Genomic DNA, 15,570 nt, shown 5'->3' on the forward strand with positions numbered 1-15,570 from the left:
AATACGGTCATGACGGCGGTGAGGTGCTCAGGAAGCCGCGAGTGCTTCCTTGATCGTCACGGCGATCGGGGTGGTCGGGCGGCCGATCAGCCGGGCCAGGTCGCCGGTCTGCCGGGCGAGCGCGCCGCGCTCGACGGCCCGGTCGACGTCGACGAGGATCGCGGCGAAGAAGGGCGGGACCCCGGCGCCGGTCAGGATTTCGAGGTGGGCCTCGGCGGAAACGCTGTTGTACGCGATCTCCCGGCCGGACTGCGCGGCGACCTCGGCCGCGTACTCGGCGAGCGACCAGGCGGTGTCGCCGCTCAGCTCGTACGCCTTGTTCAGGTGCTCCTCGGCCGGGCCGGCCAGGACGGCCGCCGCGGCGGCGGCGAAGTCGGCGCGGGTCGCGGAGGCGATCCGGCCCTCGCCTGCGTTGGAGACGACGGCGCCGTGGGCAAGCACGGGGGCGAGGTTGGCGGTGTAGTTCTCGGTGTACCAGCCGTTGCGGAGGAAGGTGTACGGCAGCCCGGAGGCGAGGATCAGCCGCTCGGTCTCCCGGTGCTCGGCGGCGAGGTCGAAGTCGGCCTCCGGGCCGCCGAGGACGCCGGTGTACGCGAGCTGGGCGACGCCCGCGGCCTTGGCCGCGTCGATCACGGCGGTGTGCTGGGGCACGCGCTGCCCGACCTCGCTGCCCGAGATCAGGAGCACCCGGTCGCCGGCCTCGAAGGCCTCCGCGAGGGTCTCCGGGCGGCTGTAGTCGGCGATCCGCAGCTCGACACCGCGCTCCGCGAGGTCGGCGGCCTTCTCCTTGTTCCGGACGACGGCGACGACGGACTCGGCGGGGACGGTCGCGAGGAGGTCCTCGATGACGAGGCGGCCGAGCAGGCCGGTGGCTCCGGTGACGACGATGCTCATGGTGCGGCTTCCTTTTCCGGTGGGGTGCGGTGGGCTCGGGCGGGTGGGGCGCTCACCGGTACTCACCGTACGTCGGGCACTTTCGTTTCGTAAGTACCCACTTTGAAGTAAGGTACTGGTATGGAAGTAAGTGAGGAACCGAAGAGTCTGCTCGCCGATGTCGACGGCGTCATGTGCCCGGCCCGGCTCGTCCTGGAGCACGTCACCAGCCGCTGGGGCGTCCTGATCCTGATCTCGCTGCGGGAGCGCTCGTACCGCTTCAGCGAGCTGCGGCGGCACGTCGGCGGCGTCAGCGAGAAGATGCTCACGCAGACCCTCCAGACCCTGGAGCGCGACGGCTTCGTCCACCGCGACGCCAAGCCCGTCATCCCGCCCCGCGTCGACTACAGCCTCACCGCCCTCGGCGAGGAGGCCGCCCGCCAGGTCTGGGAACTCGCCCGCTGGACCGACCGCCGGGTCCCGGAGGTCGAGGAGGCCCGCGCCCGCTACGACGAGGCCCGGCGCGAGGCCGCGGCGCATCGTGGGAGTGCCACCGCTTCGTCCCGATGATGTTGTGTGCGGGGTGAGCTGGAGCCCTTCTGCGTACGACCGATCCGAGCGGCGCCAGGAAGGACGCGGGCCAGGAGCGGGGGCGTCCGCCGCCAGGAAGGCGCGGGAGGCGGCGGAGGGGACATGAGAGGGGCCCGGTCCGCGGTGCGGACCGGGCCCCTGGTGTCGCGGTGTCAGCCGACCACGGTCCAGGTGTCGTTGCCCGCGAGGAGCCGGCTCAGATCGCCCTTGCCCTGCTGCTCCACGGCCGTCTCCAGCTGCTCCGCCATCAGCGTGTCGTAGACCGGCCGGTCCACCGACCGGAACACCCCGATGGGGGTCTGGTGGAGGGTGTCCGGGTCGGCGAGGCGGGAGAGCGCGAAGGCGGTGGTGGGGGAGGCGCCGTGGGCGTCGTGGACGAGGATCCGGGATTCGTTCTCCGGGGTGACCGTGACGACCTGGAGGTCTCCGGTGGCCTGGTCGCGGACGACGCCCTTCTCGTTCTCGGCGCCGAAGCGGATCGGCTGCCCGTGTTCGAGACGGATGACGGCTTCCTTGGCCTGGTCCTTGTCCTTGAGGACCTCGAAGGCGCCGTCGTTGAAGATGTTGCAGTTCTGGTAGATCTCCACGAGCGCGGTGCCGTTGTGCTGGGCCGCCTGCCGCAGCACCTCGGTGAGGTGCTTGCGGTCGGAGTCGACCGTACGGGCCACGAAGGAGGCCTCCGCGCCGAGTGCCAGCGACACCGGGTTGAAGGGCGCGTCGAGCGAGCCCATCGGCGTCGACTTGGTGATCTTGCCGACCTCGGAGGTGGGGCTGTACTGGCCCTTGGTGAGGCCGTAGATCCGGTTGTTGAAGAGCAGGATCTTGAGGTTGACGTTGCGGCGCAGCGCGTGGATGAGGTGGTTGCCGCCGATGGAGAGCGCGTCGCCGTCGCCGGTCACCACCCACACCGACAGGTCGCGGCGCGAGGTGGCGAGGCCGGTCGCGATGGCCGGGGCGCGGCCGTGGATGGAGTGCATCCCGTAGGTGTTCATGTAGTACGGGAAGCGGGAGGAGCAGCCGATCCCGGAGACGAAGACGATGTTCTCCTTCGCCAGGCCCAGTTCGGGCATGAAGCCCTGCACGGCGGCGAGGACGGCGTAGTCACCGCAGCCGGGGCACCAGCGGACCTCCTGGTCGGACTTGAAGTCCTTCATCGACTGCTGGGCCTCGGCCCTGGGCACCAGGTTGAGGAGGGGCTCAGGCATCGATGGCCTCCTTGAGGACGGCGGCGAGCTGCTCGGCCTTGAACGGCATCCCGTTGACCTGTGTGTGGCTGCGGGCGTCGACGAGGTACTTCGCCCGGACGAGGGTGGCGAGCTGGCCGAGGTTCATCTCGGGGACGACGACCTTCTCGTACCGCTTCAGGACCTCCCCGAGGTTCTTCGGGAAGGGGTTGAGGTGGCGCAGATGGGCCTGGGCGACGGGGCTGCCCGCGACCCTGAGGCGGCGGACGGCCGCCGTGATGGGCCCGTAGGTGGAACCCCAGCCGAGGACCAGGGTGGTCGCGCCGTCCGGGTCGTCGACCTCGATGTCGGGGACGTCGATCCCGTCGATCTTGGCCTGGCGGGTGCGGACCATGAACTCGTGGTTCGCGGGGTCGTACGAGATGTTTCCGGTGCCGTCCTGCTTCTCGATGCCGCCGATGCGGTGTTCGAGGCCGGGGGTGCCGGGCACGGCCCAGGGGCGGGCCAGGGTCTCCGGGTCGCGCTTGTACGGCCAGAAGACCTCGGTGCCGTCGTCGAGCGTGTGGTTCGGCCCGGTGGCGAACCGCGTCCGCAGGTCGGGCAGCTCGTCGACGTCCGGGACGCGCCAGGGCTCGGAGCCGTTGGCGAGGTAGCCGTCGGAGAGCAGGAAGACCGGCGTGCGGTACGTGAGCGCGATCCGGGCGGCCTCGATCGCCGCGTCGAAGCAGTCGGCGGGCGTCCTCGGGGCGACGACCGGGACCGGCGCCTCGCCGTTGCGGCCGTACATGGCCTGGAGGAGGTCGGCCTGCTCGGTCTTGGTGGGCAGGCCCGTGGAGGGGCCGCCGCGCTGGATGTCGACGATCAGCAGCGGCAGCTCCAGGGAGACCGCCAGGCCGATCGTCTCCGACTTGAGCGCCACACCGGGGCCGGAGGTCGTCGTCACGGCGAGCGAGCCGCCGAAGGCCGCGCCGAGCGCGGCGCCGATGCCGGCGATCTCGTCCTCGGCCTGGAAGGTGCGCACGCCGAAGTTCTTGTGCCTGGACAGCTCGTGGAGGATGTCCGAGGCCGGGGTGATGGGGTACGAGCCCAGGTAGAGCGGCAGGTCGGCCTGGCGGCCGGCGGCGACAAGACCGTACGACAGGGCCAGGTTCCCCGAGATGTTCCGGTAGGTGCCGGTGGGGAAGGCGCGGGTCGCGGGGGCGATCTCGTACGAGACGGCGAAGTCCTCGGTGGTCTCGCCGAAGTTCCAGCCGGCCCGGAAGGCGACGATGTTCGCCTCCGCGATGGCGGGCTTCTTGGCGAACTTCTGCCGCAGGAACGTCTCGGTGCCCTCGGTCGGCCGGTGGTACATCCAGGAGAGCAGTCCGAGCGCGAACATGTTCTTGGAGCGCTCGGCCTCCTTCCGGGACAGGCCGAAGTCCTTGAGCGCCTCGACGGTCAGCGTGGTGAGCGGCACCGGGTGGACCCGGTAGCCGTCCAGCGAACCGTCTTCGAGCGGCGAGGTCGCGTATCCGACCTTCGCCATGGCGCGCTTGGCGAACTCGTCGGTGTTGACGATGATCTCGCCACCGCGCGGCACGTCCCCGATGTTCGCCCTGAGGGCGGCGGGGTTCATCGCGACCAGCACGTTCGGGGCGTCGCCCGGCGTCAGGATGTCGTGGTCGGCGAAGTGCAGCTGGAAGGACGAGACACCCGGCAGGGTTCCGGCGGGTGCCCGGATCTCGGCCGGGAAGTTCGGCAGCGTGGAGAGGTCGTTCCCGAAGGACGCCGTCTCCGAGGTGAACCGGTCACCCGTGAGCTGCATGCCGTCGCCGGAGTCACCCGCGAAGCGGATGATCACCCGGTCGAGCCGGCGCACTTCCTTCTCGGTGCCGTGGTGCGGCTTCGCCGGGGCGCTGCGCTGCTCCCCGAGCAAGGCCTCACCGGCCTCGCTACTGACCTGGCTGGTCACTGAACTGGACCTCCCTCGCGGCAAGGGGACTCTCCGCCGGAGGCGGGAGAAGGCTCGGGATGCGGTCGGCCGATCACCGTCCGTCCCGAGGCCCACCCTACGACGGTAAGGAGGGCCCTCCCGGGACTTCTCACATCGTGGACCTCTTTTTGAGACGCCCTCTTGCCCTGAATTGTCACGTTCTGTCGCCACCCGGAGTGTTCCGGAAAGTCGGATTCCGCCTCATCCTTTGGGTCTAGGACCCTCGGGTGCGGCCGGCCGGCCCTCCGGTCTCCGTGTCATCTGACAGAGTGTCAGATCGTCAGGATTTCAGATACGTCAACACCGCCAGTACCCGGCGGTGATCGCCGTCACTCGGCGAGAGGCCCAGCTTCAGGAAGATGTTGCTGATGTGCTTCTCCACCGCGCCGTCGCTCACGACCAGCGCTTTCGCGATCGCCGAGTTCGTCCGGCCCTCGGCCATCAGACCCAGGACCTCCCGCTCGCGCGGGGTCAGGTTCGCCAGCACGTCCTGCTGACGGCTCCTGCCGAGCAGCTGCTGCACGACCTCGGGGTCGAGCGCCGTACCGCCCCGGGCGACCCGCACGACCGCGTCCACGAACTCGCGGACCTCCGCGACCCGGTCCTTCAGCAGATAGCCCACACCCCGGCTGGAACCGGCCAGGAGTTCGGTGGCGTACTGCTCCTCCACGTACTGCGACAGCACCAGCACACCCAGTCCCGGATGCTCCTTGCGCAGCCGCACCGCCGCCCGCACCCCCTCGTCGGTGTGCGTCGGAGGCATCCGCACGTCCGCCACCACCACATCCGGCAGCGCACCTTCGGACGCGAGCCCGGCGACGGTCTCGACGAGCGCGTCACCGTCCCCCACGCCGGCCACGACCTCGTGGCCCAGATCGGTCAGAAGCCTGGTCAGCCCCTCCCGCAACAGCACGGAATCCTCGGCGATGACCACCCGAACCCGACTCGCCACGTCTTGCACACCCACGCCGTACAGCCCCCATTGCCCTGTTGTCCGAGTCTTGCTGCGACCCGGCCAGCATCGCAGGGTCGGGGGGCCTGCGGGGGACCCGGGCGCGACCGAACGGAGACCGCCCCGGGGCGGTCTCCGTTCCAGGGCGGTCGGTCCGTCGCCCGCCGGCGTCACGCCCGCCAGGGCAGTTCCACCGTCACCGTCGTCGGGCCGCCCGCCGGGGAGTCCACCGCCAGGACCCCGTCCACCGCGCCGATCCGGTCCGAGAGCCGCGCCAGGCTCCGCCCGGCGGACGCCTCCGCGCCGCCCACGCCGTCGTCCCGCACCTGGAGCATCAGCCGGTCCCCGGTGCGCCACACGTCCACCCACGCCCGCCGCGCCCGCGCGTGCGCCGTGACGTTCCCCAGCAGCTCCGACACCGCGAAGTACGCGATCCCCTCGATCGCGGGCACCGGCCGTGCCGGCAGGTCCACGTCCACCGACACCGGCACCGCGCACCGCGACGCCACCGCCGACAGCGCCGCGTCGAGCCCCCGGTCGGTGAGAACCGCCGGGTGGATGCCCCGCGCCAGGTCCCGCAGCTCCTGGAGCGCGAGCTTCACCTCGCCGTGCGCCTCGCCGACCAGCACCGCGGCCGCCTGCGGGTCCTCCGCGAGCTTCTCCTTCGCGAGCCCCAGATCCATGGCGAGCGCCGCCAGCCGGGCCTGCGCGCCGTCGTGCAGATCGCGCTCGATGCGCCGCAGGTCGGCCGCGGCGGTGTCGACGACCACGCCCCGGTCCGACTCCAGCTCGGTCACACGGGAGGCGAGGCGGGACGGGCCGAGCAGCCCGGAGACCAGCAGCCGGTCGACGGAGACGAAGCCGCGCAGCAGCCACGGCCCGGCCATCACGAACAGCAGACCGACGAGGCTGGTGACGGCGATCTCGAAGGGGGAGTCGAGGTAGAGGTTGTGGGACCCGTCGCCGTACAGCTGGAGACCGGCCTGCCCGGCGTACATGGGGAAGACCCACTGCCACAGCGGGTACGTGAAGAGGCTCCAGCCCCAGGCGAAGAACGCCACGGTCACCGAGAACGAGAACACCGCCCACGGCATGTGCAGCACCGCGTACAGCAGGTGCCGCCACGAAGCCCCGCTCTTCAGCATCGCACCCATCCAGGAGAACGCACCGCCCGTCCGGCCCCGGACCGGCTCCGGCGCCCGCACGTCAAGACCGAGCAGCCCGCGCGCCCTGGCCCGCTCCACCGCGCCGAAGCCCCGGCACATCGCGAGCGCCCCGGCCAGGATCGGGACCCCGAGGAAGGTGATGAGCAGCCCGGCCCCGGCCGACACGAACGCGATGGAGAGCGCGAACCAGCAGACGCTGAGCGGCAGCCCGATCAGCACGTAGAGGAGGGCACGCCAGGTGCGGGCCTCGAACGGCGCGCGGATCGCGGCGGGGAGTCGGTGGGAGGCCATCGCGGGGTCCTTCTCTGCTCAGGGAGGGTCGGGGTTACGTGTTCCAGGCTTCCGTCTCACGCCCCGCCGGACCATGAGGCGGGTGGGCGTCTGTGGGCGGGGGTTTTCCCTACCTAGGGGGACGGGGGCGCCGTACGGGTTCGCGGCACCGTAAGGATTCGCGGACCTTCTACGGGTTCGCGGACCCCCTACGGGTTCGCGGACACGTAGGGGGTCCGTACGCCCGTAGGGGCCCACGGACCCCTTACGGGCCCACGGACCCCCTACGGGCCCACGAACCCCCTACGGGCCCACGGGCCCACGGCCTCACGCGGTCGGGCGGGAGCGCCAGGGCAGTTCCGCCGTGACCGTCGTCGGGCCGCCCGCCGGCGAGTCCACGACCAGCAGGCCGTCCACCGCGCCGAGCCGCTCCGCGAGCCCCGCGAGCCCCGTGCCGCCGTCGAAGCTCGCTCCGCCCGTCCCGTCGTCGCCGACCCGGAGCATCAGCCGCTCCCCGGCCCGCCACACCTCCACCGACGCCGTCCGGGCACGCGCGTGCTTGGAGACGTTCTGCAGCAGCTCCGACACCGTGAAGTACGCGATGCCCTCGATCGCCTCCGCCGGGCGCTCCGCCAGGTCGACGGTCACCTTCACCGGCACGGTGCAGCGCGCCGAGACCGAGGAGAGCGCGGCGCTCAGCCCCCGGTCGGTGAGGACCGCCGGGTGGATGCCGCGCGCCAGGTCCCGCAGTTCCTGGAGCGCGAGCTTCACCTCGCCGTGCGCCTCGCCGACCATCGCCGCGGCGGCCTCCGGGTCCTCGAGGAGCTTCTCCTTCGCCAGCCCGAGCCCCATCGCGAGGGCGACGAGCCGGGCCTGCGCGCCGTCGTGCAGATCGCGCTCGATGCGCCGCAGGTCGGCCGCGGCGGTGTCGACGACCACGCCCCGGTCCGACTCCAGCTCGGCGATCCGCCGCTCCAACTCGTCGGAGGGCGAGAGGAGCCCCCGGACCATGCCCCGGTCGGCATGGGTGAGCCCCCGGGACAGGAAGGGCAGGACGGGCCAGAGGACGATGAGCGAGACCAGCCCCAGGGTGAACGTCAGGATGCCCCAGGGCAGCCGGATCAGCCCGTACAGCTGGGTCCGCCAGGCCACCGGGTCCTTCAGCGTGCCCCACAGCCAGCCGAAGAAGCCCCGGTGCCGCGGGAGCGGGGAGGGCTCGGCGACCTTCACCCCGAGCAGCCCCCGCGCCCGGGCGCGTTCCGAGCGGCCGATGAGGCGCGCGCCGCTGAGTCCGAGGGCGAGCAGCGGAAGCCCGATCACGGTGACCGACAGGCCGACGCCGAGGAGCACGCTCACGACCGAGTAGACGAAACCGGCCAGCGTCGTGAAGAGGTTGGAGAGGAGGAAGGCGATCTCCTTCCAGGTCTCCTTCCCGTAGGCGGTGCGCTTGCGGGGAGGCGAGGCGGCGGCGGCGCCGTGATCAGCGGTCATGGTCCCCAGACTGCCGGTCGGGCGGTGCGCGACGCCATGGGGAAGGTCGGTGAGCGGGAGGGGGGATATCCCCACCCGGACGGTGCCGGGCGTGGTGACCGGGTGGTGCGGGCCGCCCGGCGACCCCGCGCGGGACCGTGGGCGGGAGCCCGTGCGGGAGCCCGTACGGGAGCCCGTACGGGAGCCCGTAGGAGACGGGGCGAGCGACCCCGTACGCGACTGCTTACGGTCCCTTTAGCAGGGCCTAGACTCGCGTCCGTACACAAGTGACTCATGAGACACCGAGACCGAGGGGCGGACGTGCGGGAACCGACCGTTGTCGCGGCCGACGCGGCGGACTACTTCCAGACGTATTCCGTCGTCGGCCTGCTCGCCGTCGTCGGCGTGCTCTTCGTCGCCGTGGCGTTCGGCGCCGGCCGGCTGCTCCGGCCCGTCGTGCCGACGCCCGAGAAACTCATGACGTACGAGTGCGGCGTCGACCCCGTGGGGGAGGGCTGGGCCCACACCCAGGTCCGCTACTACGTGTACGCCTTCCTCTACGTCGTCTTCGCCGTCGACTCGATCTTCCTCTTCCCCTGGGCGACGGTCTTCGCCGCGCCCGGCTTCGGCGCCGCGACCCTGGTCGAGATGTTCGTCTTCCTCGGCTTCCTGGCCGTGGGGCTGCTCTACGCGTACAAGAAGGGCGTCCTGGCATGGACGTAACACCCCTGCCCACACCCCTGCCCGCCCCGAAGCTGGGGCCGCTCGCGCGCCTCGCCCCCGAGCCGATGAAGGTGGTCCTGAACTGGGGCCGCCGCTACAGCCTGTGGGTCTTCAACTTCGGGCTCGCCTGCTGCGCGATCGAGTTCATCGCCGCGTCGATGGCCCGGCACGACTTCATCCGGCTCGGCGTGATCCCCTTCGCGCCCGGCCCGCGCCAGGCCGACCTGATGATCGTCTCGGGCACGGTGACGGACAAGATGGCACCGGCCGTGAAGCGGCTCTACGAGCAGATGCCGGAGCCGAAGTACGTCATCTCCTTCGGCGCCTGCTCCAACTGCGGCGGGCCCTACTGGGACTCGTACTCGGTCACCAAGGGCGTCGACCAGATCATCCCGGTCGACGTGTACGTACCGGGCTGCCCGCCCCGCCCCGAGGCGCTGCTCCAGGGCATCCTCAAACTCCAGGAGAAGATCGCGCGGGAGAACCTGGCGGAGCGGTACGCGACCGCCGCCTCGGTCTCCCAGCTGACGAGCCCCCTGGTCCCGCCGCCGGGAGGCACGGAGTGAACGGGTACGACTCCCTCCCGGACGCCGTGACGGAGATCTTCGGCGAGGAGGCGACGGCGGAGCGGGCGTACGACCTGCTCACGGTCGACGTCCCGCCGGCGTCCTGGATCACGGCGCTCACGACAGCCCGCGACGAGCTGGGCTGCACGTACTTCGACTGGCTGAGCGCGGTGGACGAGCCGGGCACGGGCTTCCGGGTCTGCGCGCACGTGGTGTCCCTGTCCGGGGGCCGCCCGCGCCGCCTCCTGGTGCGCACGACGGTCCCGCACGACGCGCCGGTGCTGCCCACCGCGATCGGGGTGTACGCGGGAGCCGGCTGGCACGAGCGCGAGACCCACGAGATGTTCGGCGTGGCCTTCGAGGGCCACCCGCACCTGGTGCCGCTGCTCCTCCCCGAGAACTTCGAGGGCCACCCGCTGCGCAAGGACTTCGTCCTCGCGGCCCGGGTCGCCAAGGCGTGGCCGGGCGCGAAGGAACCGGGCGAGTCCCACGACGGCGGCGGCCCGAAGCGCCGCCAGATGCTCCCGCCGGGCGTCCCGGACCCCAATGAATGGGGCCCCCTGAAGGGCCAGCTCCCCCCGGCCCCGACCCGCCCGGCCCGAGCGACGGCAGGCGACCGCCCGCCGCGCCGCACCCGCTCGGTGACGGAAGGCTCGGCGAGCCGGCCGGAGCCGACGCCCCCGGAGGGAACGACCGCCCCGGACACCCCGGCGCGCCCGCCGCGCCGCTCCCGCTCGGTGACGGAGGGCTCGGCGAGCCAGGCGGAGCCGACGCCCCCGACGACGGGAGCGACGGGCCCGGACACCCCGGCGCGCCCGCCGCGCCGCACCCGCTCGGCGGCGGACGGCTCGGCGAGCCAGGCGACCCCCGAATCGGACACCACGACTCCGGAGCCGGGCGCCACGGCTCCCGAGCCGACCGCTGACGCCCCGCCCGCCACCGCGCGCCCGCCGCGCCGCTCCCGCTCGGCCGCCGACGGCTCGGCGAGCCAGGCGGCCCCGGACGGTCCCGCGCCCAGCGCGCCGCCCGCCGGTCCGGCGACCCCGCGCACCCGCAGCTCGGACGCCCCGTGGCACCACGCCAGTCCGGCCTTCGACGAGGAGCCCACCACTCCGGCGAAGCCGGACACCAAGGCCGAGCCGGCTGCCCCCGCCACGGAGTCCGCCGAGCCGGCCACGGAGTCCGCCGAGCCGGCCACGGAGTCCGCCGAGCCGGCCACGGAGCCGGCCGAGCCCCCCACGGAGCCCCCCGCCGAAGGCGACCCCGCCGACCCCACCACCCCCGCCGGAGGCGATCCCGCGTGAACGACGTACTCGACGTCGCCCTCCGGCTGCTCGTCGTCTTCGCCGTGTTCCTCGTGCTGCCGCTCGTCGTCGGACAGACCGAGCACAAGGTCATGGCCCATATGCAGGGCCGCCTCGGGCCCATGTACGCCGGTGGTTTCCACGGCTGGGCCCAGCTCGTCGCCGACGGTGTGAAGTTCGCGCAGAAGGAGGACGTCGTCCCGAAGGACGCGGACCGGCGGATCTTCCAGCTCGCCCCGGCCGTCGCCCTCCTCCCGTACCTCCTCGTCCTCGTCGTCATCCCGATCGGCCCGAGCGAGGGCGCCGTCGGCCAGGTCGTCGACGCGGGCATCTTCTTCGCGCTCGCGGTGATGGGCGTCGGCGTGCTCGGCAGCCTGATGGCCGGCTGGGCGTCCGCGAACAAGTTCTCGCTGCTCGGCGGCCTCCGTACCGCCGCCCAGCTCCTCGCGTACGAGCTGCCGATGCTCCTCGCCGCCGCCTCGGTCGCGATGGCCGCGGGCACCGTCTCCCTCCCGGGCATCCTGAACGCCTTCGAGTGGTGGTGGCTGCCCTGGCAGATCATCGGCGCGCTGGTGTTCTTCGTGGCGGGCCTCGCGGAGCTCCAGCGGCCCCCGTTCGACATGCCCATCGCCGACTCGGAGATCATCTTCGGCGCGTACACCGAGTACACCGGCCTCCGTTTCGCGCTGTTCCTGCTCGCCGAGTACGCCGGCATCGTCGTCCTGTCCGGTCTCACCACCGTCCTCTTCCTCGGCGGCTGGCACGGCCCCTTCGGGGCGGACGGCCTCGGCTGGGTCTGGACCCTGCTCAAGACCGCCGTCCTCGCGTTCGTCGTGATCTGGCTGCGGGTCAGCTACCCGCGCCTCCGCGAGGACCAGCTCCAGAAGCTCGCCTGGACGACCCTCGTCCCGCTCGCGCTCGCGCAGATCGCGCTCACCGGCATCGTGAAGGTGGCGATCAGCTGATGTCCCCGATTCCCGGCTCCGGCCTCGCCAAGGGCCTCGCCGTCACCCTCCGCACGATGACGCGGAAGACCGTCACCGCGCAGTACCCCGAAGTCCAGCCCGAGCTGCCGCCGCGCACGCGCGGGGTCATCGGACTGTTCGAGGAGAACTGCACGGTCTGCATGCTCTGCGCCCGCGAGTGCCCCGACTGGTGCATCTACATCGACTCCCACAAGGAGACGGTGCCGGCGTCGGTCCCGGGAGGCCGCGACCGCAGCCGGAACGTCCTGGACCGGTTCGCCATCGACTTCTCGCTCTGCATGTACTGCGGTATCTGCATCGAGGTCTGCCCCTTCGACGCGCTGTTCTGGTCGCCGGAGTTCGAGTACGCGGAGACCGACATCCACGAGCTGACCCACGAGCGCGACAAGCTCCGCGAGTGGATGTGGACGGTCCCGGAACCGCCCGCGCTCGACCCGCGCGCGGAGGAACCGAAGGAGATCGCGGCGGCCCGCAAGGCAGTGGAGAAGGCCGCGGCAGCGGCAGCCGCCGCGGCCGCCGAGGGGGAGCAGCGGTGAACCTGGCAGCACACACGACCCAAGCGGCGCAGGCAGCACAGCAGGCCCACGGCTTCCTCTCGCCCACCGGCGTCGAGATCACCTTCCTCCTCGTCGGCCTGGTCACCCTCGGCGCAGCCCTCGTCACCGTCACCACCCGCCAGCTCGTGCACGCCGCGCTCTGGCTGGTCGTGGCGCTCGGCGGGCTCGCCGTCGAGTACCTGCTCCTGACGGCCGAGTTCATCGCCTGGGTCCAGGTCCTGATCTACGTCGGTTCCGTCGTCGTCCTCCTCCTCTTCGGTCTCATGCTCACCAAGGCCCCCATCGGCCGCTCCCCGGACGCCGACTCCGGCAACAGGCCGGTGGCGCTCGCGGTCGCCCTGGCCGCCGGGGCCGCGCTGGTCTGGGTCGTCGTCGACGCCTTCCGCACGACGTGGATCGACCTGGGCGGAGCCGTGCAGGGTTCGACGAAGGTGTCGGGCGAGACCCTCTTCCGGCACTGGGTGCTGCCGTTCGAGGCGCTGTCCGTCCTCCTCCTCGCCGCCCTGGTCGGCGCCATCGTGCTCTCCCGCAAGAAGAAGGAGGGGGAGCGCTGATGCATCTCGTCTACCCGGCCGTCCTCGCCGCCCTCCTCTTCGCCATCGGCGTGTACGGCGTCCTCGCGCGCCGCAACGCGATCCTGGTGCTGATGTCCGTCGAGCTGATGCTCAACGCCGTCAACCTCAACCTCGTCGCCTTCGACGTCTGGCTCCGCGACACCCTGCACGCGGGCCAGGCCCTCACCCTCTTCACGATCGCCGTCGCCGCCGCGGAGATCGGCATCGGCCTCGCGATCGTCCTCGCGGTCCACCGCAACAAGGGCACCGCCGACATCGACCGCCTCCGCGACACGGCGGAGCACCCCTCGTCCCCGGACGACGCAGCCCCGGACGACGCAGCCGCGGCGGCGACACCCGCGGACGACGACACGCCGACCGGCGAGAAGGCCGAGGCCACCGCGTGACCACCACGACCCTCGCCGTCCTCGTCCCCCTCCTGCCCTTCCTCGGCTCCGCCGCCGGACTCCTGCTCGGCCGCACCGCGCCCGGCTTCGTCCGTCCGCTCGCCGTGCTTCCGACGCTCGCCGCCGCCGTCCTGGCCGCCGTGGTCGCCGCCCGCCAGGGCGGCGGGAAGGCGATCGACGCCGCCACCCAGCTCACCCCCACCGGCTCGGTCCCCATCGACCTGGCCCTGCACATCGACGGCTTCGCCGCCCTCGTCGCCGTCCTGGTCGGCGTCGTCGCCACCTGTGTGCAGATCTACTCGACCGGCTACCTCCGCGAGGACCCCCGCTACCCCTCGTACGCCGCGCTCGTCTCCCTCTTCACCTCCGCGATGCTGCTCGTCGTCTACTCCGGCGACCTGATGGTGCTCCTGGTCGGCTGGGAGATCATGGGCATCTGCTCGTACTTCCTCGTCGGCCACTACTGGGAGACCCCCGAGGCGCGCTCCGCCTCACTGAAGGCCTTCCTCGTCACCAAGCTCGGTGACGTCCCCTTCCTCATCGGTCTCTTCGCGCTCGCCGCCGACGCGGGCACCTTCCGCATCACGGGCGTCCTCGGCGCCGTCGCGAGCGGCGGCCTCGACCACCCCACCCTGATCGCCCTGCTGCTGCTCGCCGGTGTGGCGGGCAAGTCGGCGCAGTTCCCGCTGCACACCTGGCTCCCGGACGCCATGGCCGGCCCCACCCCCGTCTCCGCGCTCATCCACGCGGCGACGATGGTCGCCGCCGGCATCTACTTCACGGCCCGGCTGCTGCCCGTCTTCGCCGCCTCCGCCGCCGCGCTGACGGTGCTCGCCGTGATGGCCGCGATCACGATGGTCGGCTCGGCGCTCGCCGCGCTCGCCCAGGACGACATCAAGCGGGTCCTCGCGTACTCGACGATGGGCCAGCTCGGCTACATGGCCGGTGCGCTCGCCGTCGGCGACCGGGGGGCCGCCGTCTTCCACCTCCTCTCGCACGCCGCGTTCAAGGCGCTGCTGTTCCTCGCCGCCGGCACGGTCATCCACGCCGCCGGTACGAACTCGCTGACCGCCATGTCCCGGATGAGCGGCCTCGCGAAGCGCGTCCCGGACGCGTACTGGACGATGACCGTCGCCCTGCTCGCGCTCGCCGCGATCCCGCCCTTCGCCGGCTTCTTCTCCAAGGAAGCCGTCCTCGTGGCCGCCGAGCACACCGCGCTCGGGGAGCGGACCGTCGCCCCCGCCGGGGCCGGCTGGACCGTCCTCGTCGCGGGCCTGCTCACCGCCCTGCTGACCGCCGCGTACGCGCTCCGCCTGTGGCTGCGGACCTTCCGCGGCCGGGGCACCGAGGCCCCCGACCACGGCCGCCAGCCCCTCGCGATGACGACGGTCCTCTGGGTCCTCGCCATCCCCTCCCTGGGCTTCGGACTGACCGTCACCTACCTCGACGACTGGTTCGACGGCAACGACCTCACCCCGACCCTCACCACGGCCGTCCTCGGCACCGGCCTCGCCGCCGCCGGGGCCGTGATCACGTACGCGGTCTGGCGCACCCTCGCCGCCCGGACCGCCTCCGTCCGGCCCCCGGCCCCGCACGTCGCCCACCCCGACGCCGACGCGGGACTCGTCGAGGCCGAGGCGCTGCACCTGCCGCACCCGGCGGAGGACCCGGCCGACCCCGGCCGCGCCCTCCTCGGCCCGCTGCACGGTCCCGCCGCCGACGGCTTCCACCTGGACGCCGTCTACCGGACCGCGTTCGTCCGTCCCGTCCTCGCCGCCGCCTCACTGGTCCGCTTCCTGGACCGCGAGGTCGTCGACACCTACGTACGTGCCGCGGGCAACTCCGCCAAGGGGCTCGGCTGGCTCGTCCGCCGCGCCCAGACCGGCAACGTGCAGACCTACCTGAGCGCCCTGCTCGCCGGCTCCGTCGTCCTGGTGATCGCCGCAGTCGCCCTCGCCAACGCCGTCGCCGGAGCGTGAGCCGTGATCGATATCA

General features: G+C 72.3%; 15 protein-coding genes. 9 read left to right on the forward strand and 6 right to left on the reverse strand.

Translation table 11 applies throughout. The features are described from left to right. Positions 1 to 27 precede the first annotated feature (27 nt). Positions 28 to 894 (reverse strand): SDR family oxidoreductase, encoded by an 867-nt coding sequence (locus V4Y03_RS20115; protein ID WP_332435828.1) that lies wholly within the window; start codon positions 892 to 894, stop codon positions 28 to 30. Between the two features lie 120 nt (positions 895 to 1,014). On the opposite strand from V4Y03_RS20115, the gene V4Y03_RS20120 reads away from it, so the two are divergent. Then, a complete protein-coding gene (locus tag V4Y03_RS20120; protein ID WP_317873613.1) occupies positions 1,015 to 1,443 on the forward strand; it encodes a winged helix-turn-helix transcriptional regulator in 429 nt (142 codons plus the stop codon). 173 nt (positions 1,444 to 1,616) lie between these two features. Here the strand turns inward: V4Y03_RS20120 and V4Y03_RS20125 are convergent, their stop codons facing one another. The 5 genes from V4Y03_RS20125 to V4Y03_RS20145 form a co-directional block, all read right to left on the reverse strand. Beyond that, positions 1,617 to 2,669 (reverse strand): 2-oxoacid:ferredoxin oxidoreductase subunit beta, encoded by a 1,053-nt coding sequence (locus V4Y03_RS20125; RefSeq protein ID WP_317873614.1) that lies wholly within the window; start codon positions 2,667 to 2,669, stop codon positions 1,617 to 1,619. Beyond that, positions 2,662 to 4,599 carry a 2-oxoacid:acceptor oxidoreductase subunit alpha gene (locus V4Y03_RS20130; RefSeq protein WP_317873615.1) on the reverse strand — a complete coding sequence of 646 codons (1,938 nt, stop codon included), beginning with the start codon at positions 4,597 to 4,599 and terminating at the stop codon, positions 2,662 to 2,664. Before V4Y03_RS20130 ends, V4Y03_RS20125 begins: the two co-directional genes overlap by 8 nt. 301 nt (positions 4,600 to 4,900) lie before the next feature. Continuing rightward, entirely contained in the window at positions 4,901 to 5,572 is a 672-nt protein-coding gene (locus V4Y03_RS20135; RefSeq protein ID WP_317873616.1) for a response regulator transcription factor, read from the reverse strand. A gap of 170 nt (positions 5,573 to 5,742) precedes the next feature. Beyond that, complete coding sequence (locus V4Y03_RS20140) at positions 5,743 to 7,029, reverse strand: sensor histidine kinase (protein ID WP_332435829.1); 1,287 nt, start codon at positions 7,027 to 7,029, stop codon at positions 5,743 to 5,745. A 306-nt stretch (positions 7,030 to 7,335) separates the two neighbouring features. Next, positions 7,336 to 8,499: a sensor histidine kinase gene (locus V4Y03_RS20145; protein WP_332435830.1), complete on the reverse strand. Its 1,164-nt coding sequence runs from the start codon at positions 8,497 to 8,499 to the stop codon at positions 7,336 to 7,338. Positions 8,500 to 8,772: 273 nt separating this feature from the next. Between V4Y03_RS20145 and V4Y03_RS20150 the strand changes: the two genes are divergently transcribed. The 8 genes from V4Y03_RS20150 to V4Y03_RS20185 are packed head-to-tail and all read left to right on the forward strand — an operon-like array spanning position 8,773 to position 15,554. Further along, on the forward strand, positions 8,773 to 9,201 hold the full coding sequence (locus V4Y03_RS20150) for an NADH-quinone oxidoreductase subunit A (protein WP_317873619.1): 429 nt from the start codon (positions 8,773 to 8,775) through the stop codon (positions 9,199 to 9,201). Beyond that, positions 9,192 to 9,767, forward strand: coding sequence for an NADH-quinone oxidoreductase subunit B (locus V4Y03_RS20155; protein WP_317873620.1), 576 nt, complete (start codon positions 9,192 to 9,194; stop codon positions 9,765 to 9,767). Before V4Y03_RS20150 ends, V4Y03_RS20155 begins: the two co-directional genes overlap by 10 nt. Further along, positions 9,764 to 11,071: an NADH-quinone oxidoreductase subunit C gene (locus tag V4Y03_RS20160; protein WP_332435831.1), complete on the forward strand. Its 1,308-nt coding sequence runs from the start codon at positions 9,764 to 9,766 to the stop codon at positions 11,069 to 11,071. The genes V4Y03_RS20155 and V4Y03_RS20160 overlap by 4 nt, the downstream gene beginning before the upstream one ends. Then, positions 11,068 to 12,036, forward strand: a complete 969-nt coding sequence (locus V4Y03_RS20165) for a complex I subunit 1/NuoH family protein (protein ID WP_332435832.1) — start codon at positions 11,068 to 11,070, stop codon at positions 12,034 to 12,036. Before V4Y03_RS20160 ends, V4Y03_RS20165 begins: the two co-directional genes overlap by 4 nt. Beyond that, positions 12,036 to 12,593 carry a NuoI/complex I 23 kDa subunit family protein gene (locus V4Y03_RS20170; RefSeq protein WP_332435833.1) on the forward strand — a complete coding sequence of 186 codons (558 nt, stop codon included), beginning with the start codon at positions 12,036 to 12,038 and terminating at the stop codon, positions 12,591 to 12,593. The genes V4Y03_RS20165 and V4Y03_RS20170 overlap by 1 nt, the downstream gene beginning before the upstream one ends. Continuing rightward, complete coding sequence (locus V4Y03_RS20175; protein ID WP_332435834.1) at positions 12,590 to 13,168, forward strand: NADH-quinone oxidoreductase subunit J family protein; 579 nt, start codon at positions 12,590 to 12,592, stop codon at positions 13,166 to 13,168. The genes V4Y03_RS20170 and V4Y03_RS20175 overlap by 4 nt, the downstream gene beginning before the upstream one ends. Then, positions 13,168 to 13,575, forward strand: a complete 408-nt coding sequence (gene nuoK, locus V4Y03_RS20180) for an NADH-quinone oxidoreductase subunit NuoK (RefSeq protein ID WP_317876970.1) — start codon at positions 13,168 to 13,170, stop codon at positions 13,573 to 13,575. Before V4Y03_RS20175 ends, nuoK begins: the two co-directional genes overlap by 1 nt. Then, the gene (locus V4Y03_RS20185) at positions 13,572 to 15,554 is read left to right on the forward strand and encodes an NADH-quinone oxidoreductase subunit 5 family protein (protein ID WP_332435835.1); all 1,983 of its coding nucleotides are present in this window, start codon (positions 13,572 to 13,574) and stop codon (positions 15,552 to 15,554) included. The genes nuoK and V4Y03_RS20185 overlap by 4 nt, the downstream gene beginning before the upstream one ends. The last annotated feature ends 16 nt before the right edge of the window (positions 15,555 to 15,570 follow it).

Source organism: Streptomyces sp. P9-A4 (assembly GCF_036634195.1).
Taxonomy (GTDB): Bacteria; Actinomycetota; Actinomycetes; order Streptomycetales; family Streptomycetaceae; genus Streptomyces.